The following is a 19,903-nucleotide window of genomic DNA, read 5'->3' as shown; positions in this document are numbered from 1 at the left end:
GCGTCCGCCCTTCCGGCTGCGCGGCCCGGCCACGGCCGTGAGCCCGCGCCGGATGGTCCCGGACCGCGGCCCGTTGCCCCGCATGTAGGCCGAACGCAGGCGCAAGGCCAGGGAAGGTGCCGCCGTGATGGGCGTTCTATCCTCAGCCGGTTGTCCCATCGAGGATTGCAGCCGCCTCCGCGAGGCCGCGTCGGATGCGGGCCGGCACCTCCGGCGAGGTGCAGACATAGGTCGGGCTCGGATGCGGGATCTTGATCACCGGCAGGCGCGGGCGCAGCGCCGTGATGGCGGGCGCCGCCTCGCCCGCGTAGCGCCCGGCCAGCACCGCCACGGCGAGATGCGGCAGGAGATCGATGAGCGGCGCCAGATAGGGGGCGGCCGCCGCGACTTCGGCCCGCCGGGGTGCCCGGTTGAGGGCGCCCTCCTGGTGGATCAGCCAGGGCACGGCGTTCCAGATCAGGGTGTCGGCGCGCCTGAGCTCGGCCTCGGCGAGGAAGTGGAACAGGTTGGCGGCGGTGCCGTTCGCGCTGTCGCGGGTGACGAAGCCGGTGCGCAGCACCGCCGGGCCGGGCGTCTCCAGCAGGAGCAGCATCCGCGCGCCGACGCCGCCGTCCAGCGGGTCGGGGATGGGGACCGGAGCGCCGCGCTCGGCAGAGATCCGCGCGGCGAGCGCCCGGATCGGCGCGATGTGCGGCGCCCCGATCAGCGCGCGGCGGGCCGCGAGCGCATCGGGGTCGGCCAGCGATTTCGGCGCCTGCGGCTCAGCCGGCATCGAGACCGGGGATGGATAAACCGAGCCGGCCCGAGAGGCGGAACCGCTCGATGCCGTTCTCCCGGACGAGCCGCGCGTCGAGGCCCGCCTCGCCGCCGAACTGGAAGCCGATCTGGCTGGCATAGGCCGCGCAGGCGGTGCGCTTCCGGGCCTGGGCGTCCGGATCGAGGGTCACGATCCGCGCGGGAAGCTCGGCGAACAGGCTCGCGAGCGGTTCCCGTGGGGCGGCCTCGCGCACCGTGTAGGGGAAGTCGCGCCACCACAGGATCGGGGGCCTTGGATCGCAGCCGCGCAGCGCCCGGACCGCCTGGACGTGATCGACATGGCCGCCGATCGCCTGCGGGGCGAGGAGGAGGTCCGGTTTCTCGGCGGCGATCAGAGCCGCGATGGCGGGTGCGAGGTCGCCCGCGATGCCGTCATCGGCCCGCGTCCCGGAGAAGAGCTCGGGTGCCGAGCCGTAGCCCCTGTGCGGCGCCTCCCGGAACGGCAGATGCACGGGCGGGGCGATGCCGAGCGCGGCGGCAGCCCGGATATCCTCGTCCCGGCGCAGCGCCATGTAGTCGATATCCGCAGTCAGGCCCTTGTCGAGCTGGCAGGCGAGCGCGAACCCCTTCGGGTCGGCGACGCTTCCGGTGAACAAAGTCGCCATGACCACCCGCCAGCCCCCCTGCGCGAGCCGCGCCAGGAGGCCGCCGCAGGAGAAGGCCGCGTCGTCGAGATGGGGCGAGAGGGCGAGCGCGGTGGGCATGGTTCGGAATGATCGCCTTCGACAGGTCCGATCCTCGCCCTCATCCTGAGGTGCTGCGGAGCAGCCTCGAAGGAGGGCTCCAGGGATCGCAGCGCTTTCTGGAGGGCTCCTTCGAGGCCCGCTGGCGCGGGCTCCTCAGGATGAGGGATTGGATTGGAATTCCCGAACCTAACGCATCCGTCAGAGCAGGTGCGGCTCGGCGCGGAAGCGGCAGGTCGGATCGTAGGGCAGATCCTCCGCGAAATCGGTCGCCGGCTTCTCGTGGCGCACCCGCGCGTAGATCTCCATGATCTGCCGCCCGACCGCGTGCCACGAATAGACCCGCCGGCACTCCTCCAGGCCGGCCGTCGCGAGGCGGCGGCGCAGATCGGCATCCGTGATGATCCGGGTCAGCGCGGCGGCGAGCGCCGGCACGTCGCCGGGATCGACCAGCAGCCCGTTCTCCCCGTCGCGCAGGCAATCCGAGACGCCGACCGCGTGGCACGAGACCGTGGCGAGCCCTGCCGCCAGCGCCTCCAGGATCGTGTTGGAAAACCCTTCCGCGTAGGTCGGCGAGACGAACACGTCCGCGCGGCGGTAGAGGTCGGGCACGGAGCCGTACTCGGCATAGCCCGTGAAGGCGATCTCGCGCTCCGAGAAGGCGTGCTCCGCGGCGAGCGCCTTGGCCGGGTCCACGTCGGGCCCGATCCCCGAGATGGTGGCGGCAAACGGCGTGCCCTGCGCGCGCAGGAGCGCCAGGGCCTCGATGAAGTCGAGCACGCCTTTCCGGCGGTCGACCCGGCCGTGATAGAACAGCCGCACCGGGCCGGCATGAGGCGCCGGCAACCCGTCTCGGGTGCCCTGCGCGAACCGGTCGGTATCGACCGCGCCGGGCACGATGGTGAAGCGCGCGGGGTCCGATCCCAGCCGCTCGCAGACCTCGTCCACGAAGGAGGCGCCGCCGATCAGCAGCGCGTTGGCGTGGGCCAGAACCTCGCACATGGCGACCCGGTGCGTCTCGCAGCAGGAGCCGACCCAATGGCCGTCGCCGCCCTGGATCGAGACGACGCTCGGCACCCCGAGTTTCCTGGCCGCGAGCAGCACCGCCCAGCCGGTCGGATAGCCGTACTGGGCGTGCAGGATGTCGAAGGGCTTCTGGGCGTGCTCCCGGGCGATGGCGTCGACCATCGTGGCGATGTCGCGCTCGAAATCGCCGGCGGTCTGCTCGCCGAGCTGTTCCAGGCCGATCACTTTGACGCCGGGCACAGGCGGGGGCGGCCCGCCGCCATAGACCCGGGTGCCGAAGGCATCGCCCCGGTACTGCGAGATCATCGTCACGTCGTGGCCGGCCTCGACCAGCTCGCGCAGGAGGTTCTGCGCGTAGACGCTCATGCCGGATATCGCCGGGAAGTAGCGGCGGCTGAGGAAGAGGATTCTCATATCCGCCTGCGGTCCGAACTGTCAGCCGAATGGCCTCCCCTACCCCTTGCGGGGAGGGATAGGGGTGGGGGTGGTGCAGGATTGAGCGGTGCGGGGCCTCCTGCGCCACCCCCACCTCCGGCTCCTCCCCGCAAGCTTGAGCGATCCCGGGCAGGCCCGGGGTCGCCAGGGGAGGAGAGAAGCGCGCACCTCCTCACTGCCATTGCCGCCGCGTCTCCTGCTCGCCGGCCAGCACCGGCCCCGGACGTCGGCAGCTGCGGAGATAGTCCAGCGCCTGCGGGATCATCACGTCGGCCCGATGGCTCTCGCGGGAGAGCTCGACGCAGATCAGCTTGCCGAAGCCGACCTCCTCCAGGGCTTCCAGAACCCCGGGCACGTCCATGTCGCCCTCGCCGAAGGGCAGGTGGATGTGGCTGCCGCGCTTCATGTCCTCGATCGCCACGGTGCCGATCCGGTCGGCGAATTCCCGCACGGCGGCCGCCGGCTCGCGCTCGCCGGTGACGAGGCAGTGGCCGGTATCGAGGGCGAGTTTCAGCCCCGGCACGGCGAGGGCGGCGTAATCGTCGAGCGTCTCGATCAGCATGCCGGGCTCGGGCTCCAGGCAGGGCACGACCCCGGATTCGGCGGCGAAGGCCGCGACCTCGTGCAGCCCCTCTTCCAGCCAGCGCCGGGCCTCGCCGTGGTCGACGCCCGGCTTCGGCACGCCGGCCCAGAACGAGACGGCCTCGGCGGAGAGCATGGCGCCGATCTCGATCGCCCGCTTGAGGAAACCGACCCGCCGGGCGCGGCCCGCGGCGTCGGCCGTCACCAGCGTCGGCTCGTGCTTGGCGGACGGATCGAGGAGGAAGCGGGCGCCGGTCTCGATGACGCAGGCGAGTTCCAGCTTCTCCAAGAGGCTCGCCACCCGGCCGGCTTCCGTCGCCCAGGTCTCGGAGAACGGGTCGAGATGGTGGATGTCGAGGGTGAGCGCCACGCCGTCGTAGCCCGCCGCCTTGATCAGGTGGAGCGCGTCGTCGAGCCGGTGGTTGGCCGCGCCATTGGTGTTGTAGGCGAACCGGAGCGTCATGCCGCCCTCCCCTTTCGCTCTGCGAGGCGGAACGGCGCGTGGTGCGATTCCGGCTCGCGGTAGAGCGGATAGTGGCGCCCGACGATCCGCTCGGCCAGGGCGGTATCGAACAGCGGCTGGCCGCCGAACCGTTCCAGGGCCTCCGGCGTGAGGCGAACCGGACGCAGGGTCTCGCTCTCGGTGCCGAACGTGATCAGCGGGTGGTCGCGGTCGAGGAGTTTTCGCGTGTTGCGCTCGCCGATCCGGTAGTAGCTCATGGTCTCGACCTCGAGCCCCGGCACGATCGCCTTCACGACGCCGACACCGCCGCCCGGGGGCGTGCAGTCGATGTAGAGCACGTCGAACCCGGCTTCTGTGAGCCGGTCGCAGGCGATCTTGCCGCGCGCATGGCCATCGGCGGCCGGCGTGGAGGGCAACTCCGAAAAACGCTTGGTGCTCCGCTCGGAATAGACGGTGTCGGCCAGCACCCCGCGCAGATCGGCGGCCGGCATCTCGATCCATTCGAGCATCGCCTGAAGGGCGCGGCTCTCCTCAAGGTCGAGGCTGGGCAACGCCTTCTGAATGAACGCGTCGACGTAGCCCGGCGGGGTCACCGTGGCGGCCATGGCGAGGGGGCCGTGCCCGAAGGTCTTGCGGACGCGGGCGGCCTGGAACTCCAGCAGCGCCTTGCGCAGCGCCCGCTCCCGGTCCGGATCGCAGGCCTCGCCGCAGGCCGACAGCGCGATCGGCGCGGGCGTGCGCGCCGGGTCCTCATCGTAGCCGACGACGTAGAGATTGGTCAGGCCGAACTGGTCGGTGGCGAATTTCGGCAGCGCCCGGATACCGAGATCCTTCAACCGCGCCAGCATCGCGGCGTTCTCCGGGCCGATGCCGTCGAGGTCGAGCATCACGCCCTGGTCGAGCGCCCGGAAGAGGAGGCCGTTGCCGTCCCGCTGGAGCAGCTCCAGCACGCCGTGACCGAGGGCGAAGGGCACGTCCGGCCCGGCGCCGAGGCCGTTGGTGATCAGGTTGGTGAAGGGCTTGTAGCCCTCCGACAGCTCGAAATAGTCGGTCGCCGCGATGTCGAGCGGCATCAGGACGATCTCGCCGGTGGCGTGTCGGATGGCGGGCGTCCATTCGAGCACCGTGTCGCGGCCGACCGGCGAGCCGGCGGGCAGGCACAGGGTCAGCGGGTCGGCGACCGACTGGGCGCCGTAGACGCGGGCGAGATCGGCGTAGCTCGCCCGCTCCTTCGCGCGGGGCAGCACCGCGAGGGACGGCATCAGGTTCTCGGCGATCTCCGCGACGGCGCCGATCAGCGCCTCGTCGTCGGTGGCGCCGTAGCCGATGCCCGACGGCATCGCGCCGACGAAGAACGGGTCATCAAGGAACAGGGCCACGAACCAGACCGGGATGCCGGTGCGGTCGAGGGGCGCCAGCGGGAAGCCGACGATGCGCCCCTCGGGCAGGATGTCGAGATAGGCCCTGACCGGATCCGGCAGGGTCTCGGGCAGGCCCTCGATCGGCCGCCTGGCGCCGAAGCGGTAGGGGCGCGGCGCCTTGATCCGCTCGTGACGGGCGCGGTCGTCCTGGTCGTGGAAGGCGTCTGCGTTGCTCACGTCGTGTTCCCGTCTGCCTCGAACCGTCGCCTGCTCCCTCTCCCATCCATCCCCCTCATCCTGAGGTGCCGGAGCGCCGCGGAGGCCTCGAAGGAGGGCTCCAGAGGCCACTGCGATCCCTGGAGCCCTCCTTCGAGGCCCGCTGGCGCGGGCACCTCAGGATGAGGGCGTGGGTGGGAGGTGCCAGGACCCGGTTGCGTGATCGAATATCCTGCCCGCTACCCCTGCCCGTAGGCGCGGGCGACGAGCCGCATCGTGTGAAGGTCGCGGGACGCCGAGTACGCCGCCCGCTCCTCGGGACGGCGCAGGGCCGAACCGAAGGCCCGCACCTGCTCGGTGAAGGGCGAGCTGTCGGCGTCGAAGGCCAGCGGCTCCGCGCGTCCGCTGGCACCGTCGATGAAGGTCAGCGCCCCTCCGGCCGTCTGGCCCATCGTGTTCTCGGCCACGAGCATTCCCTTCGTGCCGACCACCTCCAGGCGGCGGCGGGGCAGCGCGTCGGGGCAATTATAGGCGACGTGCAGGCTCGCCAGGGCGCCGCCCGCACTCCGCCCGATCAGCAGGGCGCCGTCATCGACCGCGTAATCCTGCGCCCTGGTCTGGGTCAGGGCCGCGAGATCGGCGATCGGCTCGCTGAGCAGGAAGTCCACGAGATCGAGCCCGTGGGGCGCAAGATCCATCAGGGCGCCGCCGCCGGCCTGGGCGGCGTCGATCCGCCAGTTCGGCTGGCCCGCCTCCGACCAGTCGCGCCCGAGCCAGCAGGCGTAGACGATCCGCACCGCCGTCACCGTGCCGAGCCGCCCGGCCTCGATCTGCGCGCGGATCATCCGGTGGGCCGGGTGATGCCGCTGATCGAAGGCCGTCCCGTAGAAGATTTTTTGCGACTCCACCGCGCGGACCATGGCCTCCGCGTCACCGAGCGTCGCCGCCATCGGCTTCTCGCACAGGATCGCCTTGCCGGCGGCGGCGAGCGCCTCGACGGCGCCGCGATGCAGGTGGTTCGGCGTCGCCACGTAGACCGCCTCGACCTCCGGCTCGGCGATCAGGCCGGCGAGACCGGCATGCGCGCGGGCGCCCGCCTGTTCCGCCGCCGCGCGGCTTGTCGGATCGGGATCGCAGACCGCAACCAGCCGATGCCCGGCGGCGCGGATCCCGGGCTCCATGTAGTCGCGGGCGACCCAGCCGTAGCCGACGATGCCCCAGCCGACCGCGTCCATCACCACCGCTCCGGCAGGTCGACGAATTCGCGCACGCGGACGCGCTGCGTGTCCGGGGCGTCGGGGTTTCCGTCGAAGGTCAGGTGCTCGGGGCCGGGGGAGTGCAGCGGATAGGTGGCGCGGGGGGCGTATTCCGCCTCGTAGCGCTCGGAGGGCCAGCGGATGACGTAGCGGTCACCCTCGGGTGCATAGAGGGGGTTGAGCCGCAGCACGGTGCCGGGCTTCGGCAGCGTCAGGCCGTCGACCAGGGCGCGCGGCGCCGGGCGCATCCCGGGCCCGCACACCACCGAGAAGGCCTCGCAGCGCCGCAGGGCCGCGGGCTCCTGCGGCGCCGGCGCGCGGACCCCGACGAGCGCCCGGGTCAGTTCCGCGTCGTCGTACACGAGGGCGTCGGGAAACAGCTCGGCGATCTCCTCGGCCGTGACCGCCCGCCCGGTCGAGAAGCCCGGGCAATCGCGGTTGTGGATGTGGCTGAGCGCCAGCCAGCCATCATCGCCGGCATTCTGGCGGAGGTTTTCCAGAAGGGCCGCCTTGTCGTCGAGGAAGTAGAAGGCGTCGTTGCAGGCGACGAGATCGACCGGCGCCCCCGGGATCGGCCAGTGCGGCGAGCCCGCGTCGAAGCAGACGAGCTGCGCCTTCTCGGCCACGACCCAGTGGCGCGCGACCCAGAGCTTGGCGAAGACCACGTCGGCCCCCGCGACCTTGCAGCCGCGCCGCTGCAGCTCGCGCAGGTAGTGGCCGATGCCGCAGGCGAACTCGAAAACGCACGTCGGCTCGTTCCAGTGCGCCTCCAGCAGCGACAGCCCGGCCAGGAAAGTCGGATCGCTCCAGCGATGCAGGAAATAATCGCCGACGCGGCCCCAGCCGAGGCGGTGAACGGCGTCGCGCAGGGTCGCGGTGCGCCGGTCCTTGATAAGCCGGATGATCGCGGCCGGGTCGGCGGGCGGGCCGTTCCACCAATCGTCCTGATCGACCAGCAGGGCGGCCAGCGCCTCGTCGGATTCGCCCGCGTCGAGATGAGCCAGCACCCGCTCGACCAGCGCCGCGCGGTTCACCCGCAGATACGGGATCCCGTCGATGACGGGCCAGCGCGCACCGGTCTCGGCGTCCCGCAGGGCATGCGGGCCGTCGGCCTTCAGCGGGTTGCCGGTGTCCGGCGCGAGGAGTTCGAACGGGATCATGGCTCTCGGGACCGCCCGGGCAGATGGGCCGCGGGGTCCGGCGATCAAGGCGGGATCTGCGATCAAGGGATGTGCATGTCGGCGAGGACGCGATCGTGGAACCCCTTCACCGGGCCGGCATGGACCAGCTCCCACTCGTCGAGCACCATCCCCATCGTGGTCGAGGCGCCGCGCAGGTGCTGGGCGATCTGGAGCACCCGGTCGATGCAGTCCGCCGCGTGGAAGGCGCGGCCCTCCCCGGTGGCGTCGTCCGGCAGCACCGCGCGGGCGCGCTCGACCTGGCCGCGCAACGGCTCGGCGAGTTCGGCGAGCGCCCAGGCAGTGGTGGCGGCCATGATCGGCCCGAGATGGTCGCCGAGCAGCATCTCGCCGGTGAAGCCGGCATCCGGCATGGCAGCGTTGTGGACGTGGTGGGCCATGGCGGCCAGGAACACGGTGCCGGGATCCGCCCGGTAGAACGGGCTGAGGCACACGCCGTAGACCGCCACCATCAGGCAATGCTCGGCGTGGTTCTCCGGCGGTTCGAGCAGGATGCGGGCACGGCCGGGACAGGTCACGCCGGCCCGCGGCTGCTGTGCCAGGGCGGCGACGAAGGCGGGCAACGGTCCAAGCTCGGCCGGTGGACGCGGAGCGAGCCGAGCCCGCAGGCGAGCCCTGAGCGCGGGATCGAGTTCGCCGGTCACGGCGTCGAAGCCCGCGATCAGCACCGCGGAGGCCGCATCGTCCGAGAGGCCGGCGGCGGTCAGGAAGGCTGCGTCGAGGTCGCACAGGCGCGTGGCCGCGAGAGTCGTTGCCGTGATGTCGAGGGCGACATCGTCGGGCGCGGCGCCGCCGGTCAGGAGCCCCCACGCTTGCGCGAACAGGCGCTCGGCGATCGATCCCGTGCGGCCCGCAGAGCGCACGCGCTTGAGGTCGTTCATCTCGACCAGAAGGTCGCGCAACGCCTCGGGCGCGGCGGCGCCGGGTTGGAGCGGATAGATCTCGCTGGACATCGTTTCTTTCGGTCCGCAGGGAGCGGTTCGCGTGGGGGCACATGCCCAAACCGCCGACCCTCGGAAACTAAACCGCGAATCCCCTCCCCCTTGCGGGAAGAGGTCAGGGGTGGGGGTGGTTCAGGATGGAGCGTCCCGGTGCCACCTGGACCACCCCCACCTCCGGCTCCTCCCCGCAAGGGGGAGGAGAGAAGGCCTGCGAACGTTCAATGCACGCCGAGCCAGTCCCGCAGCATCTGCTCCTGCTTGCCGAAGGCGTGCTCCGGCCCGTGGCCGTTCTTGACCATCGGCGCCTTGAAGAAGGTCGAGAGCTGCTCCTGCACGCCGCCGTCGCCGCGCTTGTGGGCGAGGTCGAGCACGCGGGCGATCTCGATGACGAGCGGCGCCGCCAGGATCGAGTCCTTGCAGAGGAAGTTCACCTTCACCTGCATCCGCTGGCCCATGAAGCCGGTGACGTCGATGTTGTCCCACGCTTCCTTGTCGTCGCCGCGCGGGCGGTAATAGTGGATGTGCACGAGGTGGTCCTCGACCGGGTAGCCGAGGATCGAGTCGAGCACCGTGCCCTTGGTGTTGAGCTTCGACTGGAGCGAGTTCGGGTCGTTCAGGGCCAAGCCGTCGCGGTTGCCCAGGATGTTGGTCGAGAACCAGCCGTCGACGTGGAGCGCGCGCGCCTTGAAGGCGGGGGCCAGCACCGTCTTCATCATGGTCTGGCCGGTCTTGCCGTCCTTGCCGGCCACCGGGACGTTCAGCTCCTTGGCGAGGTCGAGGAGCGCCGGCACGTCGGCCGCCACGCTCGGGGTGAAGTTGGCGTAGGGGATGCCGCTCTTGATCGCCGCATAGGCGTAGAGCATCGCGGGCGAGATCGCCTCGTCGCTCGAATCCAGCCCCTTCTCGAAGGCGGCGGTGGAGTTCAGGGTCGGGTCGTTGAGGTCGGGCCAGCGCTCGGTCGAGGCGAGGTTCACCACGACCACATCGTCGAGGTTGCTCTCCTTCTGGAAGCGCCGCAGGTCGTTGGCGATGACCGACACCGCCTCGCGGTGGTCCTTGGCGACGATGCGGTTCCGGCCGTCGATGTTCTTGCAGAACTTGGCGCTGCCCACCGCCGGCCAGGGCGTGATGCCCTTCAGCGCCTCGGCACCGTCCTCGATATCGTCCTTCGACAGCACGCCGTGGCCGCTCGCCGCGGTGGCGAGGTCGTCGCCGTTCAGGTCCCAGCCGCCGAAGACCAAATCCTTGTAATCGGCCATGCCCGCCACGGAGAGGCCGGCGAGCGGCAGCCCGTCGAGCCGGTTCGAGCCGGATTTGATCATCTCGATGCCGGCGATGGCGGTGGTGGCGACGGCGCCACCCATGCCAACGAACGCGACACCGACGCGGCGACCGGACTGCATGCTCATTGGAAACTGATGTCCTTTTGCGGACGCGGGTGGCGTCTTGAAGGGTCCGTCCTGGGACGGAAAGTTCGCCCGCCCGGGGCCGTACCTAACTGGCTCAGTGCTCCGGCGTTCCAAGCCGAATGCGACAACTTTGCCCCGTCAGGACATGCGCTTCACGGATGAAGACGCGCCTTCCGGCGCGAGAGGACTTGTCAAAACAAGACGTTGGCGCCGTCTCCGATTGTATCGGATCTGAAGCGCGCGCGGCACGGTCCGCCGCGATCCGCGTCCTTAAGGCCCGCCTAACGGGCACGGTTAACCCTTCGTTGACCGTGCCACGCTTGGATCACGGGGTCGTCCCATTCTGGTCACGGCCGGCGCCGATACGGCCGCCGCTCAAGAGAGCCCGGCCGCCAGACGCCGGGCCGACGCAAGGACCGATCTGAAGAGGATTGAGGATGGGGGTTTTCCCGGAGCCGGCGCGTCGCGCCGACGACGTGAGCCGACTCGTGCCCGACGCGAGCCGTTTCGAGGATGAAGCCGTGGCGTGGCTGCCGCGGGCCGGCCGCAAGATGGGGCGCCGGTCTTCCCGCCCGATGCACCGGAACCGGCTGCGCCAAGTCACCGGGAAAGTCACCGGTACGGTGGCGCTCGGACTCGTCGCCGGGTTCGGATTGCCGCAGGCCGCCTTCGCGCCCGCCTATTTCGCCCCCACCGCCCAGGCCCACGACCGGGTCGACACCAGCCCGCGCGCGGCCCAGGCCCTCACGGCTCGAACGCAGATGCAGGAGACCGCGGTGCCGGAGCCGTCGGGCCGGGATATGGCCCTGCGCTCGACGCTCGATCAGGATCTGCCGCAGGACGCGCAACAGGGCGCATCGGCCGACGCCGCGCTCCGGTGGAACGGCCTGCCCGTGCCGGAGCAGGAGCCGGCGACGACGGCGCTGATCCAGGACGACCTCGCCGCCCTGCCGCGGGTGACGCAGGCGCAGGGCGAGGACGCCGTGCGGTTCGGCGAGCGCACCGTGCCGCGCAAGGTGGTCGACACGATCGTGAAGGCCTCCGACGAAGCGGGCGTCGATCCCGTCTACATGATGGCTTTGGCCGACAAGGAATCGAGCTTCGACACGGACGCCAAGGCCGCGACCTCCTCGGCGCAGGGCCTGTTCCAGTTCGTCGCCCGGACATGGCTCGAAATGATCCGCGATTACGGTGCCCGCTACGGGCTCGCCGAGGAGGCCGCCGCCGTGAAGGGCCGGGGCGCCGCGATCACGGTGGCCGGCCCCATGCGGTCGCGGATCCTCGGCCTGCGCAACGACCCGCGGGTGGCGGCCCTGATGGCCGCGGAGCTGATCAAGCGCGATCGTGAGCGGATCGAGGCCCGGGTCGGCCGGGCGCTGACCAAGACCGAGCTCTACCTCGCGCATTTCCTCGGCACGGCGAGCGCCGGGCGCTTCCTCTCGCTCTCCTCCGAGAAGCCCGACGAGGTTGCGGGCCGCGCGTTCCGCAGCGCCGCCCGGGCCAACCGTCGCCTGTTCACCGAGGCCGACGGCGGCAAGCGCCGCAGCCTGACCGTGTCGGAGCTGCACGATCGGCTCGACGGCATGATCGACCGGCGGCTCAACCGCTACCAGGGCGTCACCGCGGTGGCGGAAGCGCTCGACAAGGCGCAGGGGCAGACCGATGTCGCCAGCACCGACGAGGCGGCTTCGACGGCCGGCAATCGCCGCGTCGAGGTGACGGAGGCGCTGCCGCCGGACGGGGTGTGACGGCCGCCTCACCTCAATGGCCACCGGCCGGTGCTCCGCCGCCGAGCCTGACGCTCTTCAGGCTGAGCGCGATCGGCACCGCGCAGGCCGCGACCAGGCCGAGCACCCAGAACACGTCGATATAGGCCCAGTAGGCGACCTCCGTGCTGAGTACGCTGCCGATCCAGGCGGTCGCCTGGTTCTGCGCCTCGACGCCGACATAGCCGTGCTCGGAGAAGTACTGCGTCGCCTGCCGCATCGTCTCCTGATAGGCGGGCTGGCCCGGATTGATGCTCTCGACCAGCCGGCTCTGATGGAACTGGCTCCGGTACGCCAGGATGTTCTGGGCGAGCGAGACGCCCATCGAGCCGCCGACGTTGCGGGCGACATTGATCAGCGCCGAGGCCTGATCGGTCTGGTCCTTGCGGATCCCCTCGTAGGAGGCCGAGGTGATCGACAGGAACACCATCGGCAAACCCAGGCCGATATAGACGCGCGACCACGCGAAGAACGCGAAGGTCGTGGTGCCGTTGAGCCGCGTCAGATCGTACATCCCGAGCGCCACGATCATCATGCCGGTGGCGATCAGCCATTTCGGCTGGACGTAGGCCGATGCGCGTCCCGTGAGGAACATCATCACCACCGTGACGATGCCGCCGGGACCGAGCACGAGGCCTGACAGGGTGGCGGTGTAGCCGTAATAATCCTGCGTGATCTGCGGGATGAACTGCGTGGTCGCGATCAGGATCGCGCCGGTGAACATCATCACCACGAAGCAGGATCCGAACTGGCGGTTGCCGATGAGCCGCAGGTCGACCGCCGGATTGTCCTTGTTCAGGAGCCACGGGATCATGGCGACGAACGAGACCACCATCAGCACGCCGGAGACGTTCATGAGCGTCGAGGTGCCGAACCAGTCCTTCCGCTGGCCCTCGTCGAGGATCACCTCCAGCGAGCCGAGGAACAGGGCGACCAGCAGGAAGCCCACGATGTCGAAGCGGATGCCCTTGCGCACCAGGGCGCGCCGCTCCTTCTTGGCCGCCTCGCTGTCCTCGATCAGCCAGTACATCAGCCCCAGCGCGATCACGCCCACGGGGCCGTTGATCAGGAAGCACCAGTGCCAGGAGGCGTTGTCGGACAGCCAGCCGCCGAGCGTCGGGCCGATCACCGGCGCGACCACGATGGCGACGCCGTAGAGCGCGAAGGCCTGGCCGCGCTTCTCCGGCGGGAAGGAATCGGCCAGGATCGACTGCGCCAGCGGCGCCATGCCGCCGCCGCCGAGCCCCTGCAGCACCCGGAAGAACAGGAGCGATTCCAGGCTCCAGGCGAAGCCGCACAGGATCGACGAGATCGTGAACAGCGCCACCGACCACATGAAGAACGCCTTGCGGCCGTAGCGCTTGGCCAGGAAGCTCGACGCCGTGAGCGTGATCGCGTTGGCCACGAGGTAGCTGGTGACCACCCAGGCGGCCTCGTCAGGACCCACCGCGAGGCCGCCCGAGATGTAGCGGAGCGCCACATTGGCGATGGTGGTGTCGAGCACCTCCATGAAGGTCGCGAGCGCCACGACGCCCGCGATCAGCCAGGGATTGTGGCCGCCCGGCGCCTTTCCGGGCGCCTTGCCGGGCGCCTTGCCGGGCGCCTTGCCGGGCGCCTTGCCGGGCGCCTTGCCGGAGGAGGCTCTTCCGGCCATCGCGCTCACCGAACCTTGACGGTCGGGACGATCGACATGCCCGGGCCGATCGAGACATCCGTCGGCCAGTCCTTGACCACGATCTTGACCGGGATGCGCTGCGTCACCTTCACGTAATTGCCGGTGGCGTTCTGCGCCGGCAGCAGGCTGAAGGCCGTCCCGGAGCCCGGCTGAACCGAGGCCACGGTGCCGTGGATCTTGCGGCCGGGATAGGCATCGATCTCGATATCGACCGGCTGGCCCGGCCGCATGTCGTTGATCTGCGTCTCCTTGAAGTTCGCCGTGACCCAGATGTCGTCGGGCACGAAGGTCGAGAGGGTCTGGCCGGCCTGGGCGAGCTGGCCGATGCCGCCGGTGAGCCGCACGACCCGCCCGGGTTGGACCGACCGGATCGTGGTGTAGCCGAGGTTCAACTGCGCCTGCTCGACCTGGGCCTTGTCGCGGGCGAGCTGTGCCTGGGTCGAGGCCTTCTGGGCCTCCAGCGAGCCGATCTGCTTCTGCGCCGCGACGACGCTGGCATTGGCGCTCTGGAGCGAGGCCTGACGCTGCTGGAGCGTCGAGGTCGCCGACTGCGATTGCTGGATCGAGCCCGAGCCGCGCTCGGCGAGGTCCTTGTAGCGGGCCGCGTCCTCTTGCGCGAATTTCAGCGCCGCCTCGGCGGTGGCGACCTGCGCCTTCGACACGTCGATATTGGCATTCTGCGCCTGGATCTGGGCATCGATGTTCTTGATCGCGGCCTGATCGGCCTCGACCTGCGCCTGGGCCTGATCGAGGGCGATCTCGTAGTCGCGCTGATAGATCTGGAACAGGATCTGCCCGGCCTCGACATGCTGGTTGTCGGTCACCGGCACATCGACGAGGTAGCCGCCGACCTTCGGCTGGATCGAGATGCTCCGGGCATCGACGAAGGCGTCGTCGGTATTCTCGTATGGATGCATGTAGAGCAGCCAGTAGAAGAAGATCCCGACGCCGAGGGCAATGACCGCGAGGCCCCCGAGCAGGAAGGCCCACGGATGCCGCCGCAGGATGTTGGGGCGGGACTGGCCGCCCTCGGCCTCGTCTTCCTCCTCGGCCTGGGCCGCGTCGCCGTCGGTCTTGCCGTCGGCCTGGGCAGAGGGGTCCTCGTCCTCCGAGCCGGGCTTGCGTGCCGTTTCGGGCCGGCCGAGATTCAGGACATCGCGATCCGGCGCGTCGTGGTCGCCGGTTCCGGTCCGGCCCTCGGCCGGCCGCGCGCGCGCGTCGGCTTCGGGGGCCTGCCGCTGATCGTCAAACATGGGAAGTCGCCGCCCGATGGGCCGGTCACCTGACGGCGACCGGGCGCTGCACATCGCCCGCCTCGCCCTGCAAAAGCCCGCTATGGCCGCAAGGTTCCATCAGGGATCAACCGCCCCCAGGAACGGTTACCGCAATGCGGCGTTCTGCGCCCGAAACCTTTGCCGTTCACGGCTGTGTTCCGGAGTCTTGCCATGACCAGCAGCGTCACACCGCAAAGCGGCCCGACAGGAACCTCCCCCGGCGGCGTTCCGCTGGTGGGTGTCGCCCGCCTCGATGCCATGAGCGCGGCGCTCGCCCGCAACTGGTGGCTCGTCGCCCTGCGCGGCGTCGTCGCGATCCTGTTCGGCGCCCTCGCCTTCATCGCACCGGGCGCCTTCGTGCTCTCCCTCGTCCTGTTTTTCGCCGCCTATACGTTGACCGACGGCGTCTTCGCCATCCTCGGCGCGATCCGGGCCGCGCAGCGCCACGAGCGCTGGGGCTTCCTGCTCCTGGAGGGGATCGTCGACATCGTCGTGGCGGTCGCCGCGGCGCTGGTGCCGGCGGCGGCCGTCTGGGCCTTCGTGCTCCTGCTCGCCGCCTGGGCTCTGGTGACCGGCGGCCTGATGATCGCCGCCGCGTTCCGCCTGCATCTCCATTACGGGCGCTGGTGGCTGATCCTCGGCGGCGCCGTGTCGATCCTGTTCGGGATCGCGCTGATCATCAATCCGGGCATATCGGCTTTGGTGCTGACATGGTGGATCGGCGGCTACAGCTTCGCCTTCGGCGTGCTGCTGCTGATCCTGGCGTTCCAGCTCCGCAATCGGCATGGCGCCGCCGGGCCGTCGCCGACGCCGGTCGGACGGTGAGCCTGTCCGGTGATCGATCTGCGTCGCGGCGCCGGAAGGACACCAGTCACGATGCGGCTTAGAACGGGCCTGCGGCCGGAATGACCGGCCCTGGGATGCCCATGCGATGATGCCCGATGCGCCGGAGAGCGCCCCGGCCGACGGGTCGGCACCGTCAAGCCGGAAGACCGGGCGGGATCCCGGCGCTCCCGATCCCCGCTCGGCCGCCCGGGAGGCACGGCGCGCCGCCGGCGACCTGACCCGCAGCCTGTGGGCGCTGATCGTCGCCGGCGTCCTGGCGCTTGCTCGGGCGGGACGCGCCGTGACGGCGCGATCACGCAGCCTGTTGGAGCGGCGCCGCCTCCGACCGGAATCCGTACCTGCGAGACCGGCCGTGGTTTCGCCGCAGGCCCGCGCCGCGTCGCCGCTCCTTGCGCGTCTGCGCCGGCGGCCTCTCCTCCTCGCCGCCGGGGCCGCGATCCTGCTGCCGATCCTGGCGCTGGGCGTCTTCCTGCTCGCCGCCCTCCTGACCCTGCCGCCGCTCGGCGGAGCCGTGGTCGAGAGCGGTCAGCGGGCGATCACCGTGGAGGCCGATGACGGCCGGGTCTTCGCCACCCGCGGCAGTTTCCGCGGCCAGAAGCTCACCGCGGCCGACCTGCCGCCCCACCTCGCGCAGGCGATCGTGGCGATCGAGGACCGGCGCTTCTACAGCCACTGGGGCATCGACCTGCGCGGCCTCGCCCGCGCCGCGTGGCGCAACGCCCTGGGCGGCGGCGTGCGCGAGGGCGGCTCGACGATCACGCAGCAATATGCCCGCCTGACCTCCCTCAATCAGGAGAAGACGCTCTGGCGCAAGGTCCAGGAGGCGATCCTGGCGCTGCGGCTCGAATCGACCATGAGCAAGGACGAGATCCTGCTCGGCTACCTCGACACCGCCTATTTCGGCGCCGGGGCCTACGGGGCCGACGCGGCGGCACGGCGCTATTTCGGCAAGCCCGCCAAGGCGCTGAACCTGCCCGAATCCGCCATGCTGGCCGGGCTGGTGCGCGCACCCTCGACGCTCGCGCCCACGCGCAACCTCGGCGGCGCCAAGGAGCGGGCCGACGTCGTGCTCCAGGCCATGGTGGAGACCGGCGCGATCACGCAAGCCGAGGCCGACGCCGCGCGCCGGCAGAGCGTGACCCTGAAGACGCCGCCCGAGGCGCCGCCCGGCACCAATTACTTCCTCGACATGATCGCGGGCGACGTGAAGCGGCTCGCCGGCAAGGACGGCGACCTCACCGTCCGCTCGACCCTGAACCTCGATCTCCAGAGCCTCGCCGAGGGCGTCGTCGCCCGGCGCCTCGACAAGGACGGGCGCCGCCGCAAGGTCGGACAGGCCGCCATGGTGGTGCTCTCGAAGGAGGGCGCGATCCTCGCCATGGTGGGCGGGCGCGACTACGAGGACAGCCAGTTCAACCGCGCCGTCCAGGCCAGGCGCCAGCCGGGCTCCCTGTTCAAGCTCCTGGTCTATCTGACCGCCTACGAGCAGGGCTACACGCCGGATTCCGTCATGGTCGACCGGCCCGTGCAGATCGGAGACTGGGAGCCGGAGAACGATGACGGGCGCTACCGCGGATCGGTGCCGCTGCGGACCGCCTTCGCGCTCTCGATCAACACGGTGGCGGCGCAGCTCGGCCAGGAGGTCGGCATCCCGGCGGTGATCGCCACCGCGCGCAAGCTCGGCATCCAGTCCGATCTGCCGAACGTGCCGAGCCTCGTGCTCGGCTCCGGTGCCGTGAGCCTCCTGGAGATGACCCGGGCCTACGGCTCGGTCCTGGCGGGCCGCACGCCCCTCCAGGCCTACGCCATCCAGGCGATCCGCGGCTCGGCGCCGCAGCCGCTCTACGTCCAGACCGACCCCGCCCCCGGGCCGGGCCTCGCTGAGGCCCCGCGCACCATGATGCTCGACTCGCTCCAGGCGGTCGTGGAATCCGGCACCGGCAAGGCTGCGCGGGTGCCGGGCCAGATCATCGGCGGCAAGACCGGCACGAGCCAGGATTTCCGCGACGCGTGGTTCGTCGGCATGACGCCGGATCTCGTGGTCGGAATCTGGGTCGGCAACGACGACGACAGCCCGATGAACCGGATGTTCGGCGGCGAGATGCCGGCCGGCATCTTCCACGACTTCGTCCAGCGGGCGGCGGAGAAGCTGGCCAGGGGTAAGCCGCGCCCCTCGGCCGAGCGGGCGGAGCCGGTCCGGGCGGCGGCGCCCGCTGCAGTCCCGGCCGCCGTCGGAGAGCTGCGCGGCGTGCCGGAGGTGATCGATACCGGGACCCTCACTCTGCGCGGACGCGTCGTGCATCTGCTCGGCGTCGAGGGCGAGCGCGGCCACCTCGCCCGCCAGCTCGCGAGCTATCTGCGGCGGCGGGAGGTGGTCTGCACCGGGCTCTCGGACGGCGCCACCGCCCGCTGCCAGATCGAAGGCGACGACCTCGCCGGGCTGATCCTGGCGGCCGGCGGCGCCCGCGCCACGGAGGACGCGCCGCCGGATCTGCTCGGCGCCGAGGAACAGGCGCGCGCCGAGCGGGTCGGCCTCTGGGGTCGCTGAAGGCTCAGCCGTTCCCGAGCTTGGCCAGGGTCTTCGGATCCGGTTCGCCGTTGAAATACCGTGTCAGCGCCTCGGCGAAGAGCGGCTCGTCGGGCGCGGCGGCGGCGAACAGCGTCATGCTGGAGCGGAACTTCACGTCGTCCGGGGAGCCGAAGATCGCGTGCGCCGAGCGGCCCGACACCCGGTTCACCGCCGCCGTGCAGGCCCGCAGGCGTTCCCCGAGCGTCGGATGGCCGAGATAGGCCCGGGCCTCGTCCAGGGAGCCGATCGCGTAACGCTGCGCCATCGGGCTTGAGCCGAGGCCGGCGATCTGCGGGAAGATGAACCACATCCAATGGCTGCGCTTCTCGCCTGCTTCCAGCTCCGCCAGGGCCCGCGCATGGACACCCGCCTGCGCCTCGACGAAGCGGCTGAGATCGTAGGTATCCGCCATCACCGCCCTCCGCTCCGGTCGCGCTCCGTGACGCGCCGGCCGCCCTGGTGTAAGCGCCGCCCATGTTCGGCACGCTCGTCGCCTTCATGGTCGCGAATCCCGCGACCAGTCACGCCCTGACGGCCATCCTCGAGACCGCCGGCATGGCGGTTGCCCTGACCCTGCTGCGCACGCCGCGGCCGGAGGGCACCGCCGCGCTCCTCGTCTCGACCTACTATTATGGCCGGGAGGCCGGGCAGCGCGAGCACGACATCAAGCATGCGGGCTGGGATGCCGTTCAGGCGCATCTCGGCGCCGAGTTCCTGTACGGCTGGTCCCTGCCGAACCTTCAGCAATGGGTGGCGCCGACCTGCGCGGCCTGGGCGGTCGCGGGGGCGATCTGGTGGCTTCGCTCCCGGACGGAACGGGCCGGCGGGGCTTCCCGGTAGCGATCCGGGAGCGGCCATCAGCTGCGCGCGAAGGGACCGTCCGAGGGGCCGATCTCGCTGCGGTCGCCGAGCAGTCGCCGCCCCGAGGCGATGATCTGGACCGTATCGCGGCTGCTGCACTGACGCCGGGCCAAGGCCTCCAGATCGCGCAGGTAGTCGATCACGGGACTGCGCTGCTTCTCGCCCCGTCCGATCACCGGTTCGACCCTGGCGGTCACCGTCCCGGCCACCGTGTTCCAGAAATCGGGCGGGCAAGCCGCCGGCTCCCGAATCGAAGGCTCGTGCATCGCTCGTACCCTCCTGCCTCACCGACAGAGCTTTTCGGGTGATTCACGAAGCGTCGCATTCACTCATGTTGAAGGCCGCCACACGATCTGGCGATCACCCCGCCGGCCTCGCGCCATCGTCATCCGCGCGGGCCGGACCTCCTGTCGCGAACGGGACAAAACAGGGGCTGCCTTCGCGCGTTTGCTTCCTGACGGACGCGCAGGGGGCGACATGGCGGCGGATGGTTCACCGACACGGGACAGTACGGCCCGACAGGGT

Annotated in this window: 17 protein-coding genes; 4 read left to right on the top strand and 13 right to left on the bottom strand. The window is 70.8% G+C overall.

Translation table 11 applies throughout. The features are described from left to right. Positions 1 to 142: 142 nt before the first annotated feature. From FVE89_RS03045 to FVE89_RS03005, 9 genes are all read right to left on the bottom strand, one after another. Positions 143 to 772: a uracil-DNA glycosylase gene (locus tag FVE89_RS03045; RefSeq protein ID WP_160532630.1), complete on the bottom strand. Its 630-nt coding sequence runs from the start codon at positions 770 to 772 to the stop codon at positions 143 to 145. Further along, positions 762 to 1,520, bottom strand: a complete 759-nt coding sequence (locus FVE89_RS03040; protein ID WP_160532629.1) for a PIG-L family deacetylase — start codon at positions 1,518 to 1,520, stop codon at positions 762 to 764. Before FVE89_RS03040 ends, FVE89_RS03045 begins: the two co-directional genes overlap by 11 nt. A gap of 180 nt (positions 1,521 to 1,700) precedes the next feature. Then, entirely contained in the window at positions 1,701 to 2,939 is a 1,239-nt protein-coding gene (locus FVE89_RS03035) for a glycosyltransferase family 4 protein (RefSeq protein WP_160532628.1), read from the bottom strand. A gap of 193 nt (positions 2,940 to 3,132) precedes the next feature. Further along, a complete protein-coding gene (locus FVE89_RS03030; RefSeq protein ID WP_160532627.1) occupies positions 3,133 to 4,005 on the bottom strand; it encodes a sugar phosphate isomerase/epimerase family protein in 873 nt (290 codons plus the stop codon). Beyond that, entirely contained in the window at positions 4,002 to 5,603 is a 1,602-nt protein-coding gene (locus tag FVE89_RS03025) for a YcaO-like family protein (RefSeq protein ID WP_160532626.1), read from the bottom strand. Before FVE89_RS03025 ends, FVE89_RS03030 begins: the two co-directional genes overlap by 4 nt. A 218-nt stretch (positions 5,604 to 5,821) precedes the next feature. Beyond that, positions 5,822 to 6,817, bottom strand: coding sequence for a Gfo/Idh/MocA family oxidoreductase (locus FVE89_RS03020; protein WP_160532625.1), 996 nt, complete (start codon positions 6,815 to 6,817; stop codon positions 5,822 to 5,824). After that, entirely contained in the window at positions 6,817 to 7,998 is a 1,182-nt protein-coding gene (locus FVE89_RS03015) for a methyltransferase domain-containing protein (RefSeq protein ID WP_160532624.1), read from the bottom strand. Before FVE89_RS03015 ends, FVE89_RS03020 begins: the two co-directional genes overlap by 1 nt. A gap of 62 nt (positions 7,999 to 8,060) precedes the next feature. Beyond that, entirely contained in the window at positions 8,061 to 8,990 is a 930-nt protein-coding gene (locus FVE89_RS03010) for a hypothetical protein (RefSeq protein WP_160532623.1), read from the bottom strand. A gap of 206 nt (positions 8,991 to 9,196) precedes the next feature. Then, positions 9,197 to 10,387: an inositol-3-phosphate synthase gene (locus FVE89_RS03005; protein ID WP_160532622.1), complete on the bottom strand. Its 1,191-nt coding sequence runs from the start codon at positions 10,385 to 10,387 to the stop codon at positions 9,197 to 9,199. Positions 10,388 to 10,824: 437 nt separating this feature from the next. On the opposite strand from FVE89_RS03005, the gene FVE89_RS03000 reads away from it, so the two are divergent. Next, positions 10,825 to 12,135 carry a transglycosylase SLT domain-containing protein gene (locus tag FVE89_RS03000; protein ID WP_160532621.1) on the top strand — a complete coding sequence of 437 codons (1,311 nt, stop codon included), beginning with the start codon at positions 10,825 to 10,827 and terminating at the stop codon, positions 12,133 to 12,135. 13 nt (positions 12,136 to 12,148) lie between these two features. Here FVE89_RS03000 and FVE89_RS02995 read toward each other — a convergent pair whose 3' ends face one another. Together FVE89_RS02995 and FVE89_RS02990 are read right to left on the bottom strand one after the other, a co-directional pair. Continuing rightward, positions 12,149 to 13,807 (bottom strand): DHA2 family efflux MFS transporter permease subunit, encoded by a 1,659-nt coding sequence (locus FVE89_RS02995; RefSeq protein WP_202130514.1) that lies wholly within the window; start codon positions 13,805 to 13,807, stop codon positions 12,149 to 12,151. Between the two features lie 5 nt (positions 13,808 to 13,812). Then, positions 13,813 to 15,081, bottom strand: a complete 1,269-nt coding sequence (locus FVE89_RS02990; protein ID WP_160532619.1) for an HlyD family secretion protein — start codon at positions 15,079 to 15,081, stop codon at positions 13,813 to 13,815. Positions 15,082 to 15,273: 192 nt separating this feature from the next. On the opposite strand from FVE89_RS02990, the gene FVE89_RS02985 reads away from it, so the two are divergent. Next, positions 15,274 to 15,927, top strand: coding sequence for an HdeD family acid-resistance protein (locus tag FVE89_RS02985; RefSeq protein WP_160532618.1), 654 nt, complete (start codon positions 15,274 to 15,276; stop codon positions 15,925 to 15,927). A 106-nt stretch (positions 15,928 to 16,033) separates the two neighbouring features. Next, positions 16,034 to 18,496: a PBP1A family penicillin-binding protein gene (locus FVE89_RS02980; protein ID WP_160532617.1), complete on the top strand. Its 2,463-nt coding sequence runs from the start codon at positions 16,034 to 16,036 to the stop codon at positions 18,494 to 18,496. A gap of 4 nt (positions 18,497 to 18,500) precedes the next feature. Here the strand turns inward: FVE89_RS02980 and FVE89_RS02975 are convergent, their stop codons facing one another. Next, the gene (locus FVE89_RS02975; RefSeq protein WP_160532616.1) at positions 18,501 to 18,929 is read right to left on the bottom strand and encodes a DUF1810 domain-containing protein; all 429 of its coding nucleotides are present in this window, start codon (positions 18,927 to 18,929) and stop codon (positions 18,501 to 18,503) included. 62 nt (positions 18,930 to 18,991) lie between these two features. Between FVE89_RS02975 and FVE89_RS02970 the strand changes: the two genes are divergently transcribed. Further along, positions 18,992 to 19,357: a hypothetical protein gene (locus FVE89_RS02970; RefSeq protein ID WP_160532615.1), complete on the top strand. Its 366-nt coding sequence runs from the start codon at positions 18,992 to 18,994 to the stop codon at positions 19,355 to 19,357. A 17-nt stretch (positions 19,358 to 19,374) separates the two neighbouring features. Here the strand turns inward: FVE89_RS02970 and FVE89_RS02965 are convergent, their stop codons facing one another. Continuing rightward, complete coding sequence (locus FVE89_RS02965; RefSeq protein ID WP_160532614.1) at positions 19,375 to 19,644, bottom strand: hypothetical protein; 270 nt, start codon at positions 19,642 to 19,644, stop codon at positions 19,375 to 19,377. Between the last annotated feature and the right edge of the window lie 259 nt (positions 19,645 to 19,903).

It is taken from the genome of Methylobacterium sp. 2A (genome assembly GCF_009806555.1).
GTDB lineage: Bacteria > Pseudomonadota > Alphaproteobacteria > Rhizobiales > Beijerinckiaceae > Methylobacterium.
The sequence above is the reverse complement of the archived record's forward strand: the minus strand, read 5'-3'. Positions and strand labels throughout refer to the sequence as shown.